Source organism: Chitinolyticbacter meiyuanensis (genome assembly GCF_008033135.1).
Classification (GTDB): Bacteria; Pseudomonadota; Gammaproteobacteria; order Burkholderiales; family Chitinibacteraceae; genus Chitinolyticbacter; species Chitinolyticbacter meiyuanensis.
Map to the genome: position 1 here is coordinate 3,512,416 of NZ_CP041335.1, position 17,185 is coordinate 3,529,600.

Below are 17,185 nucleotides of genomic sequence, written 5' to 3' on the forward strand. Positions count from 1 at the left end.
ATAGAACGTTCGTTCTATATTTGAGCTTTTAGGAGCGCAATGCCATGTACACCAAGGAAGTCTTCAGCTTTCGCTACTTCGACCACGCCCGCGGGAAATGGGTGACCAGCACCCACAAGCTCACCGTCGAAGAGATCCGCCTGCAGTATGTGGATGCGATCCCGCTGAGTGGGTCCAGAGAGGTGTGGACCGTGTACGACACCGCAGCGGAAGCGCTGGCCGCGACCAGCAGCAGCCACTATCCGGCGAACCAGAACTGGCAGGCACGCGGGTGCGGGGAATAGGCGGTGCAGCGCTTTGCGCAGTTTTCGGCTGGGATGCGTTCCGCGTTTCCGCTGGCTGGCACTCGAAAAAGCGCGAGGGCCGGTGGCCGGCCCGCTACAAGTGACCGGGCAGCGGTCCACCTCTGTTGATGGGCGTGCTGCACCACGATTGCGCGTATTCTGGCCGAGGGGCACTGACTGGAGACGCACTGTGGACGCAGGCGACAGGCGAAGTATCTCGCTACTCTTGATGATGCAGACCAACGCCGAAGTGCTGGATGCAATTGGCAGTACCGCCGGGGTCAACGAAGCACTGGCTGAGCTGGTGAGCTGGATGCAGCTGACCAAGCACCTCACGGAGGATGACCTGGCTGTGCTGGGGCAGATTGGCGCGATCCTTTACCGGGAAGGGCTACGGCGCCAAACCGACATGGGGCCGGTTCAACAAAGCAGGCTACAGCCCAGGTAACAACCAGGCGCCAACAGGCGAGGCTTCATAGGTGCAGCGGCCACCGCTCGTCTGACCAATGCCCTTCTGGGCGATAGTGATGTCCTTTTGCTGAAAAGGGGCGCACACTGTTTTCGTGCTTTCTTATGCACGCAAGCTGCGCTGGCTACCCGTGGGACTTCGGTAGCCTGCCCCCTCCCTTCTGTGGCGCAGCCTGTAGCTCTTCCCGATATCCCGCCCTTTTGATCCGGCCATGCTCAGCCGGGAATGCGTGCGCCCCATGGCGCTTTCAAGCCTTACCTGCGCAGCTCGAGCCCCGGACAAGGCACTACCCCCAGCAGAAGCCACCTATGCGCGTGATCGCGCACCCAAGCCTTCGCTGATAGGCCACCCCGCAAGGTGGGGCCTATGCCTGAACAACACACACTGCTGGCCGCGCCGCCGCTGGCGGTGATCTCCCCGACACTGACATTGAGATACAAAAATGAAACCTACCAACATCCTGGTGCTGAATGTAAAGCGACCAGTAAAAGCCGAAACCAAGGCAAGAAAGCTGATCCTACCCCCGGCGCCCGAGCAACGCGCTGCGCGCCGGCCGATTGTTGGCCGACCCTACGACTGGTCTCAGCATCGCTTGTGAGCGACGCCCGCCAGACGTTTTGTGGAGAAAACCATGGTGCTTCTCGATTGTGTCCTTGTTGGCTTGGCCGTCGCTGCGGGCGCGCACCTGTTGGTTTATCGCCGGCTGGATTTTGCACGCCTTGAGCTCATGCAAGAGCTGGTTATCGGCGCTTCGGGGGCCGTGGTGATGAGCGCCCTGTTTTATGGCTACGACATGCAAGATCCTTCCGCCATTAGCGTTCCCGGCTTACTGGCGGCATTTCTCGGTGCAGCGACGCTATTAACGCTGATCCATCTGTTGGACAGGGATGCGCCGCGTTAGCGCTGCACGTTCTCAGCACAATTCAACGTTGCTGGGATTGACCTTCGCGAATCGATCAAATCATTTGAAAGACTCGCCCCTTCATCTGCTTATTGGTTCTCATCGACTACTAAGCTGCGTTGTACAAACTTTGGCTGGCTGGAAGCCAGTTCATGGTTCAGGAGATCCATATGGAAACGCTTAGGCAGGAGAACCAGCGGCTACGCCGACGGGTGACTCAACTGGAAGAACTACTGCGTGTTTTACAGTACGACGCGCATCACGACCCACTGACTGGGCTGGCGAACAGAGCATTGTTACTCGACCGCCTTACCATTGCGCTCGGCATGGCAGATCGGATGCACCACCTCATCGGCATCCTGGCGATTGATCTGGATGGCTTCAAACTGGTGAACGATGAATTGGGCCACCAAGCCGGTGACCAGATCCTTAAAATCGTATCTGCTCGGCTTATGCTGTGCGTACGCACGACGGATACCGTGGCCCGCATGGGCGGGGATGAATTCATCATCATTCTGCCGGATACCACCGGCAAGGCCGTCGCCATTGTTCGCGACAAAATCAATCGCTCCCTCGCCCAGCCTTATCTGCTGGATAAACGCGAAGTCGTTTTAGGTGCCAGCATTGGCAAATTCATGCAGACCGACTTGCCGATGATGCCCGAAGACATGCTGGCAGAAGCAGATGAGGATATGTACAAGGTGAAACTGATACGCCGCCATGGCTTGGAATTGCCAGTCATGTGGAAGGACATCGCGGCGACCGGTTTATATGCTCCCCCTGGGGTTCCGCAGCACTAGCTTGCCGATGCCCTACCGCTCAGCACGCATGGTGGCACCTATGGCGCCAGCTCAAGCTCAATCGCGCTCGTGAGCCCACCCCCACCCAGGGCGTGGGCCACTCTCACCACCAGCCACCCCTCCCCATCGATTTCCGACTTGAAGCCGGACACCGTGACCGGCGTTTCCGGGTAGAGGTCTGGCCGACCGTGGGCCAAGGTGAGCGAGAACTGCGCGACGCCGCGCTGCAGCCGCTCCCATTCCGCTTTTGCTGCCCGCGTGGCGGTGGCTTTGGTGGCGTAGGTGTGGCGCAGCACGCGTACGTTGTCCGCGCTGGGATCTGTGCCTCGCCCTGACTTCACTCCTTTTCCATCCACCGACACGCTCTGTTTCTTCGCTGCCTTGGCATCGTGGTAGTAGGCGCGCACGGCCGAGAATGCATCCCGATCGGCGAAGGTGAAGCGGTGGCTATCGCCGCTGGCGCGGGTGATGGTGACCGTGGGGATGGGCTGCCCACCCGCTGTTTGCGCCTGGCCGGCACGGCAGAACAGCAGGCGATCTGCCTTGACCGTGGCAATGGCATCGCACTGCTGGGCAAGGCGCGTGAGCAGGTTGGCATCTGATTCGTTGGTCTGGTCGATGTGCTCGATCAGCTCATCGGCCAGGCCCTTGCCCAGCACAGCCTGCAGCTGGTTCCGTGCGGCGATGCTGCGCACGATGGCACCCACGGTCTGGCGGTGATAGCTCTGTTCGCGCTGGGTGGTGAGGCCGGCGCGCAGATCCGCACTGCGGGCACGCAGGGTGAGCTTGTCCGGGCTGCCGCTGTGCTCCACCTCATCGACGATATAGGTGCCCTTGTCGACCAGGCCGGTATCCGACCAGCCCAGCGCGAGCGACAACTTCACGCCGCGGCGCGGGATGGCGAGCTGGCCGTCGTGGTCGAGCAGCGTGACATCCAGCTGATCCGCTTCGAAGCCGCGGTTGTCAGTGAGGGTGAGCGATTCGAGGCGATCTTCCAGCCGGCGGGTGATGTCCTGCCCATTCAGCGCCAGGCGGAACAGTGGGCGAGCAACGCGGTTGTTGCGGCTGTCCGTCATGCGACTTCCTTGGCGAGCGGTGGTGTGCCCATCTGATCGATCGCATCGTCGTCGATGCGTTTCAGCACCAGGCTGAACTCGATGCGGCGGGCGGCGCCGTCGCTGAAAAACAGGCTGGCTGTGGTCTGCAGCGATTCGATCACGTAGAGACCATAGATACGGCCCTCGCCATCCAGCAGCGGCCAGGCAGCGCCCTCATCCCCCATCGCTTCGAGCTCCGCCAGCGACGAGGGGCCACCGGTGAGCTGCGGCAGCAGCACGCCGGAGAGCGTGATGGTTTCATCATCCTTGCCCAGGTATTGCCGGGCCGGGCGCAGCCCGACGCGGGCGGTGCTGGCGTGCCGCCAAGCGAGCTGCCGCTGCAGCTCCTGATAGGGCACGGTGCGCAGCCCGAACACGAACATCCCAAGCGCCATCATCATGCTGGCCACCCTCAATCGCGATCCGACAACATCGAGCGCAGACGTGCCGCCTTGCCGCGCTCGCGCTCATCCAGCAACTGCGCCAGCATCTGCCGTAGCTCGCCCATGTCCTGCCCCGGCCCTACCTTGATTTCGATGGTGATCTGATCGCCGCCCACCTGAATGCCGCCGCCAACGCGGGCAGCGAGTGGCGGACGGGTATCGATGCGCAGCGGATCGGCACCGGCTTGACCCGGCAAGGTGCCCAGGGCGATGCCGCTGCCGGCGATGGCCAGGCGCCGCGCGGTTTCCAATACCGCGGACAACGGGCCTTGCTGGTTGCGCTCCAGGCCCTGGGCGAGGCCAGCCATGGTCCAGCCACCAATTGCCGCGAACACCCGCGATGGCGAGCGAATGCCGAGCGCATCTTTCACCGAGCCGCTGATGCTGTCGCCCAGCGCGGACAGCCGAGCCTTGAGGGCTTCCCACTTCTGGTTGATGCCCGCGATCAGGCCATCGATCAGCATGCGGCCGAAGTCAGTGAACTTGGCCGGGATATCGATCCCGAACCAGGACAGCACAGCCGCCATGGCGCGGTGGAACAGGCCCAGCGGTGACCAGTTGATGATCAGCGCGGCGATGCCGGACAGGCCACCGGCGGCGGCGCCCTGCAGCTCGGCCCACACGGCACGGAAGAAGCCGGACACCTGCCCCCAGTTGTTGATCAGCGCGCGGGCTGCGCCGATCACGGGGAACACGTAGTTCAGGATGGGGTACTGCCGGAAGGCGGCATCCACCTGGCCCCAGTAGCGCCACAGCAGATACACCGCGCCAGCGATCACGGCAATAGCCAGCCCGATCGGGTTCAGCATCAAGGCGCGGCCAAGCCAGAGCATGCCCTGGCCGACGATGCTGATCAGCCGCCAGGCATTGCCCAGTACACCGGGCAGTGCCGCCACGACCCGCTGCGCGAGGGACAGCCCAGCGGTAGCCGCCCGGGCGCCGCCGCCCAGGCCAAACAGCGCGAGACCGGCGCGCGCCAGGATGAAGCGCGACAGCAACATGGGGCCCAGCACCGAAGCGGCTGCCACCGCGATGCCGCCCAGGGCCGTGATCAGCAGCGCGGCGAAGCCCAGCACCTTCATCAGCGTGCCGGCGAGGCGCGGGTTTTCCGATGCCCAGTTGCGCACGGCGCCGGCTGTCTCGGTGATCCATTCGGTGAGGGCCTTGAGCTCCGGGGCGATGGCTTCGCCGAAGGCGGCTAGCATGTTGGTGGCGGTGCCGCTGGCTGCCTCCCACAGGTTCTTGAGCGTGCCGAGCTGTTCGTTCACGCGCTGCTGCAGGCTGGCCTGATCGCGCATGCGCTGCAGCACGTCGTCGTAACCGGCTTGGCCTTTCTCGATGATCTTGGAGAGGACTTCGTTGGTTTCCTTGTCGTCGCCGTAGATGTCCTTGAGTACCTGCAGCCGCGTGACGGTATCGAGGCCGCGCAGCTTGGTGAGCTCCTGCATCAACTTGTCGAAGCCGCCGAACTCACCCTTGCCATCGGTGAAGTCCAGATTCAGCCGCACACCGGTGGTGGCGAGCAGATCGGCCTGGGCCTTGGCAATCTTGCCGACGTTGAGCGAGCCGGCCACGACCTTGCGGATGGCGTTGCCCGCCGATTCGCCGCGCATGCCGGCCTGATCCATCATCACCACGAACGGGGCCATGGCATTGGCGCCTTCCAGCCCCTTCTGCCTGATCATGTCCATCACCGGGCCGAGGCCCTTGTAGGCTTCGAGCATGTTGCCGGGATCAACGCCCAGGTAGAACGCACGCTGGATGGTGTCGGTCAGCGCCAGCATGTCGCCGTTGGCGGTGCGGGTGGCGTCCTGCAGCTTGGCGGTGAACTCGGCGGCCTGATCCGGCGCCATCTTGAGCTGCACGCCGAGCAGCGCCGTGGCTTCGCCGACGCCGCCGAGGATGTTCCGTGCGGGAATGCCCTGGCGCACCAGCATCGTCATCATGTTCTGGAAATCGGCTGTGGTGCCGGGCAGGCGATCGCCCAGCCGGGTGGCCAGGGCATCGATCCGGGCGAACTCGGCGGAGGCCCTGCCATCTGCGCCCATCAGCGACACGCGCAGCTGGGTGCGTGCATCCTCGGCTTCGGCATAGGCGCCGATCGGCTTCATCATGGCGCGCTGCCCGGCCTGGCCAGCGGCGAGCATGGCGTAGCCGGCACCCGCTGCGACGCCGGTCGCCATCATGGCTTTGCCGTGGGCGGCCTTGAGCTTGGCCAGGTGCTGCATCTCGGCATTGAGCTGGCCGAGCTTGCCCTTCTGCACGGTGATGGCGGCGCTAGCTTCGTCGATGCGCTGCTGCAGCTGGCCTTGATGGCGCGACAGTGCCTTGGTTTCAATGCCGGCGGCGGCGAGCGCATCACGCGATTGGCGCATACGCTCGATGTTGCGGGTTTGGGCTGTGCGCAGCGCGCTGTATTCCCCTTGGGCTACCTTGAGTGTGCGCAGCATGGCAGCGCTGGGGCGCTCTGTGGCTTCCATCTCCCGGCGCAGCTGGGCAACGATATCCCGCTGCTGGCGCAGCCTGCCGGCCACCACACCGACAGCGCGCGAGGCCTGCCGGTAGCTATCGATATTACCCTGCACCTTCTGCAGGTCCGCCAGCTTGCTGCGCAGGCTGTTCAGCTCTTTGGCGGCGCCACTGCTGCCGCTGCTGATGCGCCGGAGTGGCGCGGTGACGCGATCAATCGCGCTCAGTACCACCTGCAGGCGAAGCTCGCGATTCACTGCGCGCACCTCGCGCACTGATCAGCCGCGCGGTGAAACGGCTGGCCCACCGCAGCAGCTTGCCCAGCAGCAGCGCGGTGCGGAGCAGCAGATCCAGGCAGAGCGTAACCAGGGCAATGGCGAGGTCGGACATGGGCAACGGGCGGCACGAGACACCTGCAGGATAAGGGAAAGAAAAACGGCAGTGCGTGGCGCGGATCACGCCTCGTCACTGCCGCAGCGGACGCGGGCACGCTCGCGCCAGGCCATCAGCTCGGACACCGCCATCCCATCCATGGCCTGGGGCGGCCAGTGGAAGACGGTGGCGATGTCCGCCATGGCGTCCTCTACTCGATCTGGTATTCCGCTTTCACCGCTTTCGGCAGCAAAAAACTGGAAATCTCCGTACCGCACTGCAGGAGGTCGGCCGGATCCATCTGCCGCACTTCCTCGGGCAGCAAGGTGGGCTGCGAGATGCGCGGCAGTACCGTCATCAGCGCGCCGACTTCCAGGCGGGAGAGCTCCACCAGGGAAACGCCGCGCAGCTCGCCGGCGCCCGGCTTGCGCAGGGTGATTTCGGTGATGGTGGTGGATTCACCGCGCTGGATGGGCGTATCGAGGGTGACAACGGCGGTAGCGGTTTGAGTCATGGGGTGGCTTCCTGATCAGTTCAACGGAGTTACAGGCCGAGGGCGCGGCGGTGCTCGGCCTGGCGGTCGACGCCGCCGTAGGCCTCCACCATGTTCAGCACGTCGATCTCGACGTCCGTGATGCCGTTGAAGGTTTCCTTGTAGTAGGCGCAGCGCGTCTTGATCTTGGTGCTGGTGTCCTCACCGCGCTTGGCCTCGCCGCGGTCGATTTCCTCGTGACGGCCGCGCATGATGATTTCCACCGAATCGACGGCACCGGTGTCTTCCCGCTGCAGCGAGCCGGTGAAGCGGATCAGCACGCCATCGAGGCGGGCCGTGCCGAGCGCGCGGGTTTCTTCCCGCGCCCAGCCGCCGCGCTCCCATTCCACAATCAGCGCATCGTCGTCGAGGCCGTGGTCGATGCCGACCGCGCCGGCCATGCCGCCGGCGGAGTAGGCTTCCGTCTTGCGGGTGAGCTTGGGCAAGGTGACGCTTGGGACTTGGCCGGCGTACTCGACGCCATCCACGAACATCATCAGATTCTTGAGCTTGCGTGGCAGTGCCATGGGGGTTCCTTGTCATGGCAGGCCGGCGTGCCGGCCCGCATCGGTGGTTAACCGTTGATCTGGGCGGCGAAATCCGCGAAGTAGCGATCGGTGATGCGCTGCCGGAACATGATGTTTTCGGCGGGTGGCACCGGGGTGTAGTCGTAATCGATGGTGACCTTGCCTTCCTTCAACGTAGCCGGCGTGTTCACGTCTTCGTCGTACCAGGCGCGGCCGTCGATGATGTAGCCGTTGGCCTTGAGCTCGCGCATCTTGGCGTTGATGGTCTCGACGATGTCCTTGATCAGCGTGGGCGTAAGCGGCTTGTCGTTCGCCCACATCATGGCGTCGCCGATGCTGTCGGCCAGTACCTGGGCGGTGCGGGTGGCCGTCTCGAAGGCGAACAGCGGTTCATCCGAGCAGGTGCGGTTGCCCCAGAAGCGATAGCCGTTCTTGTTGATGAGGCAGGTCACCTCATTGGCGTTGAGGTAGCCCGCATCCGTGGCCGGGTTCTGCAGATCCCAGTACACATCCCGCGTAACGCCGGAGACGCCATTCACGGCGACGTTGGACAGCGACTTGTGCCAGCCCTGTTCCTCGTCGATCGCTGCGCGCAGGCCCACTGCCCGTGCCGTGGCCCAGGTGGTGCCGACGGCATCCGTCTCGGTATCCCACGCGGTGAAGTCCGGCCAGAGCAGCATGATCTCGCGGGCGCCGAAGTTCTCGCGGTAAAGGACCGCCGCTTCCTTGGTGGCGCAATCCCAGCAGCTGGCATAGACCATGGCCCGCATTTCCTTGGCCACGCTGACCAGCTCGGTAGCCACGTCCACGGTATCCAGGCCGGGCGCGGCCAGAATGCGCGGCGTGACGCCGAGCGCGGTCTGGGCGGCCAGTAGCGCCTTAATGCCGGTCTTCTTGCCCTCTGCCGTGGTAGTGCCGATGACGTTGCTGGTGGTTTCAGCGGCGGTCTGGCCCTCCGCCACGCGCACAACCACGATGAATGGGGATGCCTGATCGGCGATGGCTTCCAGCGACTTGGCCAGCGTGCCCTGGGTGCCGGCATTGCCGATGGCCTGACGCACATTGGTGATCAGGACAGGGGTATTGAGCGGGAAGGCCGCGGCATCGGCATCGGTGGCGATGACCACTAGGCCGATGATGGCGGTGCTGATGGTGCGGATGGTGCGCACGCCTTCGTTGATTTCGATGACGCGCACGCCATGGTGAAAGTCTGCCGGCATGGGGCTGATCCTGTGCGGGGTTGATCAGCCCTCAGGATGCCGAGCCGCTGTGCGAAGCGCCGCCGCCGGGTACTGTGCCGGCGGCGCGCACACGGGCCAGCCGCTATGCAGCAGCGGTGCCTGGCCAATCCGGGCGGAAACTGGCCAGCTCTTCGGCGTTGGCGGCGTCCACCTGGCGCTTGAGCTCGCGCTGGCGCGCGTGGATCTGCCAGCCGCGGGCGAAGATGGCGCGCTCGTGCGCTTCGGCCAGCGCCTGCAGTTCCAGCTGCGTCATGGGCACGTCGATGTTATCCGCATCCGTCCAGAAGAAGCCGGCCGGCAGGCCGTACGCATTGAGGCTGCCGAGCGTGGCATTCAGGCGATCGCGCACCTGCAAGCTGGCATCCCAGCGGTGGCCGGCGTGATCGAACACGATGGCGGCGCGCTCCTGCGTGTCGCGCCAGTAGTTGATCTGTGCCCTGGCGGTGGCACGCGTCATTGCGAGGGCGGCCTCAGGGCTGATGCTTGGCACCGGTGCCACAAAACTCTCACCGGTTTCGCGCCAACCCTCTGCAATGCCCGGCACGGTCGACACATCCCGCCAGTTCAACAATGGATGGAATTCTGGCAGCTGCTCGGCTTGCAGCAGTTCTACCACGACGCCCTGCTCAATACGTGCATAGGTTCTCATGCTTGCCCCTTACCAGTACACCACGACCATACCTGGGCCGCCCGCAGCTCCCGGCGTGTAGCTGTTGCCTCCATCGCGGCCAGCTGCTCCGCCCCCGCCGCTACCGATGCCACCCGCCCTGGCCTGGCCTGAAACGCCGCTCGGGCTGCCACCGCCTCCGCCGCATCCCGCGCCGCCGGCAGGACCACCTCCGCTGCCGCCGGAAACCGAATACCCCGACGCCGTTATGATCGGCCCGGACGAATAAACACCGGACGTTCCGTTTTGGCCGCTCCAGCCACCTGCGTTGTGGCCAACCGGAGTGCCGCCAGGACCGCCGTTTGCCCCTGAGTAATGACTTACCCCACCGCCGCCCCCCGTGCAGGAGAGCATCGACCCAAAACTAGACGTTCCACCCACGCCGGCACCCGCGGTTGATCCTGCCGCTGCACCGAAGCCACCACTACCGATCGTCACAGCGATAACTTGCCCCGGCGTAACGGCGTATAGGCCCCGGCCATAACCTCCCGCACCGCCGCCGCCACCGCTTCCTGAGACGACATCAGTAGCACCGCCACCGCCACCGCCGCCCCAGCACTCGACCATGACCCTTGTTACACCGGCCGGCACGGTGAACGAGCCGCTGGCTGTGAACACCTGCGCATTGCCCGGAATAGTGTTGGCCGGTAACGCATCCAGCACCACCATGTCTGCACCGTCGTATTCGACATCGGCGAGCTGAGCTGCCTTGATCGTGGCCGCAACCTTGTTGCCGTTGGCGTCGTACTGCATCAGAGACTTGGTGCCCAACCCGCTGATGTTGAGCAGGTTGCTACCCGTGGTGCCGGCGGCATGAAACTTGACCCGAAAGCGTTGCCCGGCAGCATATGCGGCCAGGCCCGGTGCCGGCGTGAGCGCGAAGCTGGGCGCGGCGCCCGTGGTGGCAAACGCGGAATAGGCTTGCGTCTGGATGCCGGTGATCGCGGACTTCCCAGCCAAAGCGTTCAGGATCGTGGTCGAAAAGTTCGGATCATTGCCCAGCGCTGTGGCCAGCTCGGCCAGCGTATCGAGCGTGGATGGAGAGGCTGCCACCAACGCCGCGATGGCAGCGGCTATCTTGGCGTCGCCTCGGGTGTTGTTCCAGTAGGCAGGATGCGGATCATCCGCGGTAGCGTGTGCCACGAGTGCAGCATCGCCCGCGTCGGCGCGCTGCTTGAGGTGCGCAGTGCGCTCGACCAACTGCTCGGCTTGGCGGTTGGCGGTGCCGCCGGCGCCGCCCTTCACGCGGTCGGTCAGTTCCAGCTGGTAGACGCCGGGGAAGCCAGGAACGGGCGGTTCGTTGAGGTTGGCCATTTAGGCGACTCCGTAGGTGTAGCTGCCGTCGAAGGCGGCGAGGTTGTTGTAGAGCAGTTCGGCGCCGGTAAAGTCGAGGCCCCAGAGGTGGCAGCGCACCGGGGCGACATCGGTGAGGATGTCGCGGGCCAAGGCGGCCTGCTCGACCGAAAGCAGCTTGTCGACATGGACGCGGTACTCGGCCCAGCCGCCGACATCGTCATAGTTGGCAAAGCCATCGAAACTGGTGCTGCCGTCGTAGCTGTGCCCGTTGGCGCCTTCGTCGATGGTGACTTCACCGAGCCCAAGATCCCTGAACACCTGGCGTACCGCGGCGACCGTGCCCTTGCGCCGATGCACGCTGATCGAGGAGGCGATCACGGCGCGCTGCTGCTCTTCGGTGGTGGCGGCCTCGAAGCGATCCACCGAGCGCGCCCAGGCCAGCCAGGGCAGAAGCTGCGCCGGGCAGCGTGCGGCATCGCTCAGGTGGCGCAATGCCGAAGGATCCGCCGCTGGCCGACGGGACAGCGCCAGCGCGTTCTCGATGGCGGTCTGGTTGGGCGGCAGCAGGCTGCGTGGCGTCATGCCCAGCGCTCCAGGGTGATCGCTGCGGCGCGCGGGAATTCGTTGAGCGCACATACCACATCGGCGGTCGGAGCGAGCACGCGCACCCGCCGCACACCATCGGTATGCAGGGCCGCGTCGATCGCCGACACGGGCAGCACCTGGCCCAGCGCGCGGCGCTGCTGCAGCAGCGCATCGAGCCGGGCGCGGGCGCCAGACAGGCTGCCGGACAGGGCTTCGCCGTCGGGCTCGAATTCGATGATGGCGCTGATATCGACGTTGATCGGCACGCTGGCCAGCGTCGTGACCTTGTCGCACAGGGGGCGGACCGTTTCCGCGCTCAGGGCGGCTTGCACGTCGGCCAGTAGCTGGGCATCCGGTACGCCGCCGCCGCGCGCATCCAGCACGTGGACATGCACTACCCCATCACTGGCCGGGCTATGCACGGCCACATCGGCGACGTTCGCCGATACCGACAGCGCATGAAACACGTAGGCGGCACGCGGGCCGGCGACAGACAGCCCTTCCAGCGCCATCTGCGCGCGTAGCCGCAGGCGATCGTCGGACTCCCACACCGCAGCAATCGGTGGCACGGCGGCAGGGTCGGCCGGGGTGATCAGCAAGCGGCTGACGCCATAGTCTGCAGCGCGGTTGTCGAGGTCGGCGCCCTGGGCAGTGGCCAGCATGCTGCCGAGCGCGGCCTCGTTGACCCGCTGTTCGAACAGCAGCTCGGCATAGGCCGCTTCCTGCAGCAGGATGGCCATGGGCTCCGATTCAAGCGTGAGCGTGCGCTCGACGTTGGCGCGCTGATCAGCTGGTACCAGCTTGAGCAGGTCCGCCTTGCGCCGGGCGAGGATGGCCTCGAAATCGGAGCGGACTATGAGGTCCGGCGGTGGCAGGCGGGAGAAATCAAAACTCATGCAGCCCCCAAGGCAAGCGGCACGGACAGGGCGACGCCGGTGCGACGCGGGCCGTCAATGGACTGGCCTTCGATGTCCACCATCAGGCTGCCGCCGACTCCAACGGACACGCTGATGCGATCGATCTGCAGCCGCGGCTCCCAGCGCATCAGCGCCATGGCCGAGGCTGCCAGTATGCGCAGCACCGTGGCACCGACGAGGGGCTGGTCGATCAGCTCGGGCAGCAGGCTGCCGAACTCGCGGCGCATGACGCGCGAGCCGATCGGCGTGGAGAGGATGCAACGCACCGACTGCTGCAGGTGCGCGTTGTCGGCCAGGTAGCGGCCGGTGTTGGCGTCCATGCCGATCATTGCGGCACCCCGGTGATGTCGCCGATGGATTCGGGGTGACGGTGCGCGCCGAACGCGATGCCATTGCTGGTGAGCGGCCCATCGGATTGCGTCAACGGGCCGGTGATGACCGATCCGGCACCGCCACCCTCGCCGACCAGCCCGGCCAGATAGATGAGCAGCCCCTCAATGGTGTGCTGACCGGTCGAGGTGGTTTGCGGTGCATCGAGCACCACCTGGCTGCCGGCACGCAGGGTGATGCTGTCCGAGGCATTGACCACCAGCGAGGCGATACCGTCGATCGTCATGGCGTGAGTGGCGTGGTTGTAGCGCAGCGTGGCGCCATCCGGGAATACGGTCAGGGTTTCGTCGGGATTGCTCGACGGCGCCGGGCCACCATCGCTGAAGAGGCCGACCAGCACCAGGCCGCCGGCCAGCTCGCCGGATGGCGCCAGCACGGCGCATTGTTCGCCCGCGGTGGGTGGGTTCCAGCAACGGGTGCGACCGGCGCGCAGCGCGAGCCAGGGCAGCCACTCGGTGGTGATGCCGCCGGTAGTGACGGTGCAGCGGGCGTGGGCGTGATCCACTTGGGCGATGGTGCCAAAGCGCAGCAGGCTTTCCAGGCGGCGGGCGAGATCAGGAATGGGGTTCATGGGCGGAGCATGCCGCGGCAGTTGCGCGCCCGCGCGGCGCGGCTACTGTGCGAGCGCGGTGCACAGCGTCAGCCGCCGAGGTGAGCGAGCACGAGATCCAGCACCATGCGTTCTTCGGCCTCGGTGAAGCCCAGCAATTGCCGCTGCGGGTAATCCGCCTCTGGGCCATTGCGGCGAACGCGATCGCGCAGGCCGAACTGGTGGACGCGAGCCACGCGCAGCACGCGGCCAGTGAATTCGATGACGGCGCCGTCGGCGTCTGCCCGTTGCTTCAGGTAACGGGCAGTGCGCAGGCGGGCAAACATGGCGCGACGGATGCGGCCGCCCTTCTCGCGCAGCTGCGGCTTGCGCGCGGCATAGGCGCTGCCATCTGGATTGCGCTGCTGGGCGATGCGCTGGGCTTGGCTGCGGCGCAGGGTGATGGCCACCTCGCGTGCGAGCCGGCGCCGGGCCGGGGCATCCACCTGGGTGAGCAGGCCAGCGACCTGGGCCTGCAGATCGAGCAGGTTGTTCACTGCGGCTCTTCGCAATGCTCGGCGATCAGGCTGCCGTCGGTGCCCTCGCGCACCACCACTCGCTCGGTCAGCTGAATTTTGAGGGAGAGATCGACACCACCATGGCTGAGTAGATCGGCCTCGAAGGTGAAGCCGTCGCGGCGCTTGTCCGGGTTGTCGAGCAGGTCGGGCTGGTTGAGGCGCAACCATTGCAGCACCGGCACCACGATCGCGTCGGCGTGGCCGGCGTATTCGGTGACGATGGCGTTGAGCGTGTAGGCGTACTCAAAGGAGTGCGAGCGCGTACCGGTGGCGATGATCCGCCCCTCGTCGAGAAAGATCTGCAATCGGTCTGGATCGACACTGAGGCCCGGCACGCTGGCCAGCAGCGTAGCACGCAGGCTATTGGGCTTGAGCACGGGACGCCTCGCGGTCGCTATCGACGATGGCTTGGCAGGCGGTGAGCTGCCGCACTACGGTGTCGGCATCAAAGGCGAGCCCGACAAGAAATCCTGCAGCCGCGTCTGAAAGCTCGGCTCGCGCTTCACCATCACCGCGGCCGGTGCCGGCGGCAGCTGCGGGCACAGGACAAGCGTCGACGGTACGGACGGGGACTGACAGGCGGACAGCGCCGCGGCGAGCATCAGCCAGCAGGCGATCGTGACGGGCTTTTTCATGGGTCAGGGACTCCTGGTAGGTTCGTTCGGCGGCAGCCTCGCGGGTGGCGGCATCTCGCTCGATGCGGCGGGCCTTGTCGTGGGCAGTGACCAGCGCCTGGGCATCCTGCAGATCGCGCCGCAGGTCGGCGCGCTCCCAGTCGTCACGCACCGAGGCTGCGCCGCGCAACCAGCCGTAGCCGAGCAAGGCAGCGGCCAGGCCAGCCAGCAGCAGCCAGCGCAGGCCGACGGTACGCAGCAGCGCCCAGGTCATGCCGGCACCTTGGCGTAGCGGTCGTAGGCGCGGGCAAGCTTCACGTCGTAGAGGTTTTCCTTGTAGGCCGGGCCGTTGTAGCCGCGGGCGAAGTCGGCCCACTTCCTGGCCTTGAGCGCTTTGTGCTGGGCGGTATCAGCCAGGATGAAGCGCACGAAGGCCTGCAGCTGGTGGCCTTCGGATTCGCGCATGTCGCTCGCGAAATCCTGCACGCTGCCGTAGCCCAGCGATGCCCAGTGAAAGCCCATGATCTGGAAGGCGCCCCAACTGGCCGACGCCAGCGCGCAATCCACGTCGATGCCAGACGCCTGGCCAAGCCGCATGTGCTCGGTAGCGCCGCCGGCATAGCCACCACGGGCAGGATTGATGATTGCCGGGTAGCGCTGGGCCAGCGCGTCGGCATCGCGACCGGCTGCGCGCAGCTGCCGGTACATGATGTGGCGCTCGAACAGGATCACCGGGCGGCTATCGGGCAGGAAGCCTTTGCCGCGGCTTTCCACTTCGTTGACGGCCTGTACGCTGGCCAGCGGCACGCCGAGGGCGTCGGCGGCGATCTGCAGATCCTGCATGGTCAACAGCTTGGGTGGGCGCTGACCCGCCTTGAGCGCGTCGAAGGTCTTGGGGCCGGCGATGCCGTCGACCACCAGGCCATAACGCTGCTGCGCGGCCCGGACGGCGAGCTCGGTTGCTTCACCGAACCAGCCGTCGACCTTGCCCTGCCAGCCGGCTCGCGCGAGCAGTTGCTGCAGCTCGCGCACCTCGATACCGGTATCACCGAGACGCAGGACGCGCATGACGCCGGCCCTCCAGCAGTTGGCAGATCAGGCTGTGCGCGTCGGCGCGGAACAGCGCCATCAGGTTGCCGCGCACCGAGAACAGCGCGAGGCAGACCAGGCCATTGATCAGCACCGTCGACACATCGACCGGCACCGGCACGCCGAACAGCACACGGATCGGCACCGAGCCGGCAGCGACGACAATGACGTAGGCCAGCCAGGACACCCAAGGGCGATACGTGGCGCCGTCACGGCGGAACGCCACCAGCCGGCCGGCGATCAGCAGGCACAGCAGCGCATTGATCCAGACGAGGTAAGTCATTGCTTGCGCCCCCTGAGCAGATCGAGCCACGCGGCGGGATCGTCGGCGCGACGGATCAGCCACAGTAGCAACTTGACGGCAATGGTTGCGGCGATCAGCGCGCCGACCGGTTTATCGACGCTGACCTGCCCGAACAGCAGCAGCCCGAGTAGCGCGGCGGCGAACGGGGCGGCCATGCAGCCGGCGATCAGCGATACGATCAGGTAGAGCAATTTGGCCCAGCCACCCAGTTCGGGCGAGGTGGCGACGAACAGTACAGCTCCGCCGAAGGCGGCAAGGACCACGCCGGCATCGACGCCGGGGAACAGGCTGACGAGTACGGCGCCGAAGAAAGCGAAGCCGCCGAGGCCGCTGGTGGTAATGGGTTCTGGCATGGTCAATCCCATAGTTGCACCTGCTGGCGCGCGGCCATCGGTGCGGGTTGGTCGGGTAGTTCAACGAGATGGCCTTGCGGCAGGACTGGGCCGAGGTCCGCCAAGCCGGGATTGGCCTGCAGCACTTGCTCGGTGACGCCGCCGGTGCGGCCGTAGTGGCGCCAGCACAACTGGTCAACGGTATCGCCCTGACGCGCGCGGACTTTCATACGAGCTCGACCGTGCAGCGCGGGCGCTGCTGGATGTCGGCGACGGCCCAAGCAGCATCCCGGCGCAGATCGTCGATCGGTTCGTCGAGCTCTTCGGCCTTGTCCTTGCCGGTATGGGTCAGGTCGTAATCGCGGTAGCGCTCGACCAGGTTCGCCTTGGCGATGCAGTACACCGCGCGCACGTAGCGCTGCACCTTCTCGCTCTGGCCGTCGACCACTTCTGCCGGCACCGCAGCAAGGGTGGCACTGCCGCCGGCCTGCTGCTGCAGGCGCCATGGCGCCAACTGGCCGTTGACCGCAGCGATGGCCTCGATCAGTGCGCCGCGGACCCGGTTGGCGGTGATGGCGCTGTCTGCGCGCATCGCCAAGCGGAAATCCGTCGGCGAGATGGCGGGCCAGAACGCGCCGCTGACGATGGCATCGCCGGCGGGCTCGGTGGCGTTGGGGCCGATTGCGACGAACATCGGTGATCCTCATGCAGGAGGCGGTGGGCGGGGCTTTGATCGGCCGTCCGGTCAG

Annotated in this window: 26 protein-coding genes; 4 read left to right on the forward strand and 22 right to left on the reverse strand. The window is 65.7% G+C overall.

The genetic code is table 11. The features are described 5' to 3' along the window. Positions 1-44 precede the first annotated feature (44 nt). The 4 genes from FLM21_RS16820 (at position 45) to FLM21_RS16835 (ending at position 2,454) form a co-directional block, all read left to right on the forward strand. Positions 45-284, forward strand: a complete 240-nt coding sequence (locus FLM21_RS16820; RefSeq protein WP_148716672.1) for a hypothetical protein — start codon at positions 45-47, stop codon at positions 282-284. A gap of 229 nt (positions 285-513) precedes the next feature. Continuing rightward, positions 514-732 (forward strand): hypothetical protein, encoded by a 219-nt coding sequence (locus tag FLM21_RS16825; protein WP_148716673.1) that lies wholly within the window; start codon positions 514-516, stop codon positions 730-732. A 652-nt stretch (positions 733-1,384) separates the two neighbouring features. After that, positions 1,385-1,654 carry a hypothetical protein gene (locus FLM21_RS16830; protein WP_148716674.1) on the forward strand — a complete coding sequence of 90 codons (270 nt, stop codon included), beginning with the start codon at positions 1,385-1,387 and terminating at the stop codon, positions 1,652-1,654. Between the two features lie 152 nt (positions 1,655-1,806). Further along, positions 1,807-2,454: a GGDEF domain-containing protein gene (locus FLM21_RS16835; RefSeq protein ID WP_148716675.1), complete on the forward strand. Its 648-nt coding sequence runs from the start codon at positions 1,807-1,809 to the stop codon at positions 2,452-2,454. 38 nt (positions 2,455-2,492) lie between these two features. Here the strand turns inward: FLM21_RS16835 and FLM21_RS16840 are convergent, their stop codons facing one another. From FLM21_RS16840 to FLM21_RS16940, 22 genes are all read right to left on the reverse strand, one after another. Next, positions 2,493-3,530: a phage late control D family protein gene (locus FLM21_RS16840; protein ID WP_148716676.1), complete on the reverse strand. Its 1,038-nt coding sequence runs from the start codon at positions 3,528-3,530 to the stop codon at positions 2,493-2,495. After that, the gene (locus tag FLM21_RS16845) at positions 3,527-3,952 is read right to left on the reverse strand and encodes a phage tail protein (RefSeq protein ID WP_148716677.1); all 426 of its coding nucleotides are present in this window, start codon (positions 3,950-3,952) and stop codon (positions 3,527-3,529) included. The genes FLM21_RS16840 and FLM21_RS16845 overlap by 4 nt, the downstream gene beginning before the upstream one ends. Positions 3,953-3,963: 11 nt before the next feature. Then, a complete protein-coding gene (locus FLM21_RS16850; protein WP_148716678.1) occupies positions 3,964-6,720 on the reverse strand; it encodes a phage tail tape measure protein in 2,757 nt (918 codons plus the stop codon). Next, on the reverse strand, positions 6,677-6,853 hold the full coding sequence (locus FLM21_RS20935) for a hypothetical protein (protein WP_187359956.1): 177 nt from the start codon (positions 6,851-6,853) through the stop codon (positions 6,677-6,679). The genes FLM21_RS16850 and FLM21_RS20935 overlap by 44 nt, the downstream gene beginning before the upstream one ends. 65 nt (positions 6,854-6,918) lie before the next feature. Beyond that, entirely contained in the window at positions 6,919-7,038 is a 120-nt protein-coding gene (locus FLM21_RS16855) for a GpE family phage tail protein (RefSeq protein WP_148716679.1), read from the reverse strand. Positions 7,039-7,046: 8 nt separating this feature from the next. Next, complete coding sequence (locus FLM21_RS16860) at positions 7,047-7,349, reverse strand: phage tail assembly protein (RefSeq protein ID WP_148716680.1); 303 nt, start codon at positions 7,347-7,349, stop codon at positions 7,047-7,049. A gap of 29 nt (positions 7,350-7,378) precedes the next feature. Beyond that, positions 7,379-7,894 carry a phage major tail tube protein gene (locus tag FLM21_RS16865; RefSeq protein WP_148716681.1) on the reverse strand — a complete coding sequence of 172 codons (516 nt, stop codon included), beginning with the start codon at positions 7,892-7,894 and terminating at the stop codon, positions 7,379-7,381. Positions 7,895-7,941: 47 nt separating this feature from the next. Then, positions 7,942-9,114 (reverse strand): phage tail sheath protein, encoded by a 1,173-nt coding sequence (locus FLM21_RS16870; protein ID WP_148716682.1) that lies wholly within the window; start codon positions 9,112-9,114, stop codon positions 7,942-7,944. A gap of 103 nt (positions 9,115-9,217) precedes the next feature. After that, the gene (locus FLM21_RS16875) at positions 9,218-9,784 is read right to left on the reverse strand and encodes a DUF4376 domain-containing protein (RefSeq protein ID WP_148716683.1); all 567 of its coding nucleotides are present in this window, start codon (positions 9,782-9,784) and stop codon (positions 9,218-9,220) included. 9 nt (positions 9,785-9,793) lie between these two features. Next, positions 9,794-11,116: a glycine-rich domain-containing protein gene (locus tag FLM21_RS20940; protein WP_187359957.1), complete on the reverse strand. Its 1,323-nt coding sequence runs from the start codon at positions 11,114-11,116 to the stop codon at positions 9,794-9,796. Continuing rightward, positions 11,117-11,680 carry a phage tail protein I gene (locus FLM21_RS16885; RefSeq protein ID WP_148716685.1) on the reverse strand — a complete coding sequence of 188 codons (564 nt, stop codon included), beginning with the start codon at positions 11,678-11,680 and terminating at the stop codon, positions 11,117-11,119. Further along, positions 11,677-12,579, reverse strand: coding sequence for a baseplate assembly protein (locus FLM21_RS16890; protein WP_148716686.1), 903 nt, complete (start codon positions 12,577-12,579; stop codon positions 11,677-11,679). Before FLM21_RS16890 ends, FLM21_RS16885 begins: the two co-directional genes overlap by 4 nt. After that, positions 12,576-12,920: a GPW/gp25 family protein gene (locus tag FLM21_RS16895; protein ID WP_246120748.1), complete on the reverse strand. Its 345-nt coding sequence runs from the start codon at positions 12,918-12,920 to the stop codon at positions 12,576-12,578. Before FLM21_RS16895 ends, FLM21_RS16890 begins: the two co-directional genes overlap by 4 nt. Before the next feature lie 5 nt (positions 12,921-12,925). Continuing rightward, the gene (locus FLM21_RS16900; RefSeq protein WP_148716688.1) at positions 12,926-13,561 is read right to left on the reverse strand and encodes a phage baseplate assembly protein V; all 636 of its coding nucleotides are present in this window, start codon (positions 13,559-13,561) and stop codon (positions 12,926-12,928) included. A 68-nt stretch (positions 13,562-13,629) separates the two neighbouring features. Then, positions 13,630-14,076 carry a phage virion morphogenesis protein gene (locus FLM21_RS16905; RefSeq protein WP_148716689.1) on the reverse strand — a complete coding sequence of 149 codons (447 nt, stop codon included), beginning with the start codon at positions 14,074-14,076 and terminating at the stop codon, positions 13,630-13,632. Next, positions 14,073-14,474 (reverse strand): phage tail protein, encoded by a 402-nt coding sequence (locus tag FLM21_RS16910; RefSeq protein ID WP_148716690.1) that lies wholly within the window; start codon positions 14,472-14,474, stop codon positions 14,073-14,075. Before FLM21_RS16910 ends, FLM21_RS16905 begins: the two co-directional genes overlap by 4 nt. Beyond that, on the reverse strand, positions 14,458-14,985 hold the full coding sequence (locus FLM21_RS16915) for a lysis system i-spanin subunit Rz (RefSeq protein ID WP_148716691.1): 528 nt from the start codon (positions 14,983-14,985) through the stop codon (positions 14,458-14,460). Before FLM21_RS16915 ends, FLM21_RS16910 begins: the two co-directional genes overlap by 17 nt. Next, entirely contained in the window at positions 14,982-15,779 is a 798-nt protein-coding gene (locus FLM21_RS16920; protein ID WP_148716692.1) for an N-acetylmuramidase domain-containing protein, read from the reverse strand. The genes FLM21_RS16915 and FLM21_RS16920 overlap by 4 nt, the downstream gene beginning before the upstream one ends. Next, entirely contained in the window at positions 15,757-16,083 is a 327-nt protein-coding gene (locus FLM21_RS16925) for a phage holin family protein (protein WP_148716693.1), read from the reverse strand. Before FLM21_RS16925 ends, FLM21_RS16920 begins: the two co-directional genes overlap by 23 nt. Then, on the reverse strand, positions 16,080-16,457 hold the full coding sequence (locus FLM21_RS16930; RefSeq protein WP_187359958.1) for a putative holin: 378 nt from the start codon (positions 16,455-16,457) through the stop codon (positions 16,080-16,082). Before FLM21_RS16930 ends, FLM21_RS16925 begins: the two co-directional genes overlap by 4 nt. Positions 16,458-16,459: 2 nt before the next feature. Beyond that, complete coding sequence (locus tag FLM21_RS16935) at positions 16,460-16,666, reverse strand: tail protein X (RefSeq protein ID WP_148716695.1); 207 nt, start codon at positions 16,664-16,666, stop codon at positions 16,460-16,462. Next, positions 16,663-17,130 (reverse strand): head completion/stabilization protein, encoded by a 468-nt coding sequence (locus FLM21_RS16940; protein WP_148716696.1) that lies wholly within the window; start codon positions 17,128-17,130, stop codon positions 16,663-16,665. Before FLM21_RS16940 ends, FLM21_RS16935 begins: the two co-directional genes overlap by 4 nt. Positions 17,131-17,185 lie beyond the last annotated feature (55 nt).

Excerpts from the sequence above, each read along its gene's own strand:
- FLM21_RS16845 (WP_148716677.1), bottom strand. The coding sequence starts at position 3,952 with ATGATGATGGCGCTTGGGATGTTCGTGTTCGGGCTGCGCACCGTGCCC.
- FLM21_RS16920 (WP_148716692.1), bottom strand. The coding sequence starts at position 15,779 with ATGCGCGTCCTGCGTCTCGGTGATACCGGTATCGAGGTGCGCGAGCTG.
- FLM21_RS16915 (WP_148716691.1), bottom strand. The coding sequence starts at position 14,985 with ATGACCTGGGCGCTGCTGCGTACCGTCGGCCTGCGCTGGCTGCTGCTG.
- FLM21_RS16865 (WP_148716681.1), bottom strand. The coding sequence starts at position 7,894 with ATGGCACTGCCACGCAAGCTCAAGAATCTGATGATGTTCGTGGATGGC.
- FLM21_RS16855 (WP_148716679.1), bottom strand. The coding sequence starts at position 7,038 with ATGGCGGACATCGCCACCGTCTTCCACTGGCCGCCCCAGGCCATGGAT.
- FLM21_RS16890 (WP_148716686.1), bottom strand. The coding sequence starts at position 12,579 with ATGAGTTTTGATTTCTCCCGCCTGCCACCGCCGGACCTCATAGTCCGC.
- FLM21_RS16935 (WP_148716695.1), bottom strand. The coding sequence starts at position 16,666 with ATGAAAGTCCGCGCGCGTCAGGGCGATACCGTTGACCAGTTGTGCTGG.
- FLM21_RS16875 (WP_148716683.1), bottom strand. The coding sequence starts at position 9,784 with ATGAGAACCTATGCACGTATTGAGCAGGGCGTCGTGGTAGAACTGCTG.
- FLM21_RS16940 (WP_148716696.1), bottom strand. The coding sequence starts at position 17,130 with ATGTTCGTCGCAATCGGCCCCAACGCCACCGAGCCCGCCGGCGATGCC.
- FLM21_RS16825 (WP_148716673.1), top strand. The coding sequence starts at position 514 with ATGATGCAGACCAACGCCGAAGTGCTGGATGCAATTGGCAGTACCGCC.
- FLM21_RS16885 (WP_148716685.1), bottom strand. The coding sequence starts at position 11,680 with ATGACGCCACGCAGCCTGCTGCCGCCCAACCAGACCGCCATCGAGAAC.
- FLM21_RS16840 (WP_148716676.1), bottom strand. The coding sequence starts at position 3,530 with ATGACGGACAGCCGCAACAACCGCGTTGCTCGCCCACTGTTCCGCCTG.
- FLM21_RS16925 (WP_148716693.1), bottom strand. The coding sequence starts at position 16,083 with ATGACTTACCTCGTCTGGATCAATGCGCTGCTGTGCCTGCTGATCGCC.
- FLM21_RS16820 (WP_148716672.1), top strand. The coding sequence starts at position 45 with ATGTACACCAAGGAAGTCTTCAGCTTTCGCTACTTCGACCACGCCCGC.
- FLM21_RS16870 (WP_148716682.1), bottom strand. The coding sequence starts at position 9,114 with ATGCCGGCAGACTTTCACCATGGCGTGCGCGTCATCGAAATCAACGAA.
- FLM21_RS16830 (WP_148716674.1), top strand. The coding sequence starts at position 1,385 with ATGGTGCTTCTCGATTGTGTCCTTGTTGGCTTGGCCGTCGCTGCGGGC.
- FLM21_RS20940 (WP_187359957.1), bottom strand. The coding sequence starts at position 11,116 with ATGGCCAACCTCAACGAACCGCCCGTTCCTGGCTTCCCCGGCGTCTAC.
- FLM21_RS16930 (WP_187359958.1), bottom strand. The coding sequence starts at position 16,457 with ATGCCAGAACCCATTACCACCAGCGGCCTCGGCGGCTTCGCTTTCTTC.
- FLM21_RS16895 (WP_246120748.1), bottom strand. The coding sequence starts at position 12,920 with ATGGACGCCAACACCGGCCGCTACCTGGCCGACAACGCGCACCTGCAG.
- FLM21_RS20935 (WP_187359956.1), bottom strand. The coding sequence starts at position 6,853 with ATGTCCGACCTCGCCATTGCCCTGGTTACGCTCTGCCTGGATCTGCTG.
- FLM21_RS16835 (WP_148716675.1), top strand. The coding sequence starts at position 1,807 with ATGGTTCAGGAGATCCATATGGAAACGCTTAGGCAGGAGAACCAGCGG.
- FLM21_RS16860 (WP_148716680.1), bottom strand. The coding sequence starts at position 7,349 with ATGACTCAAACCGCTACCGCCGTTGTCACCCTCGATACGCCCATCCAG.
- FLM21_RS16900 (WP_148716688.1), bottom strand. The coding sequence starts at position 13,561 with ATGAACCCCATTCCTGATCTCGCCCGCCGCCTGGAAAGCCTGCTGCGC.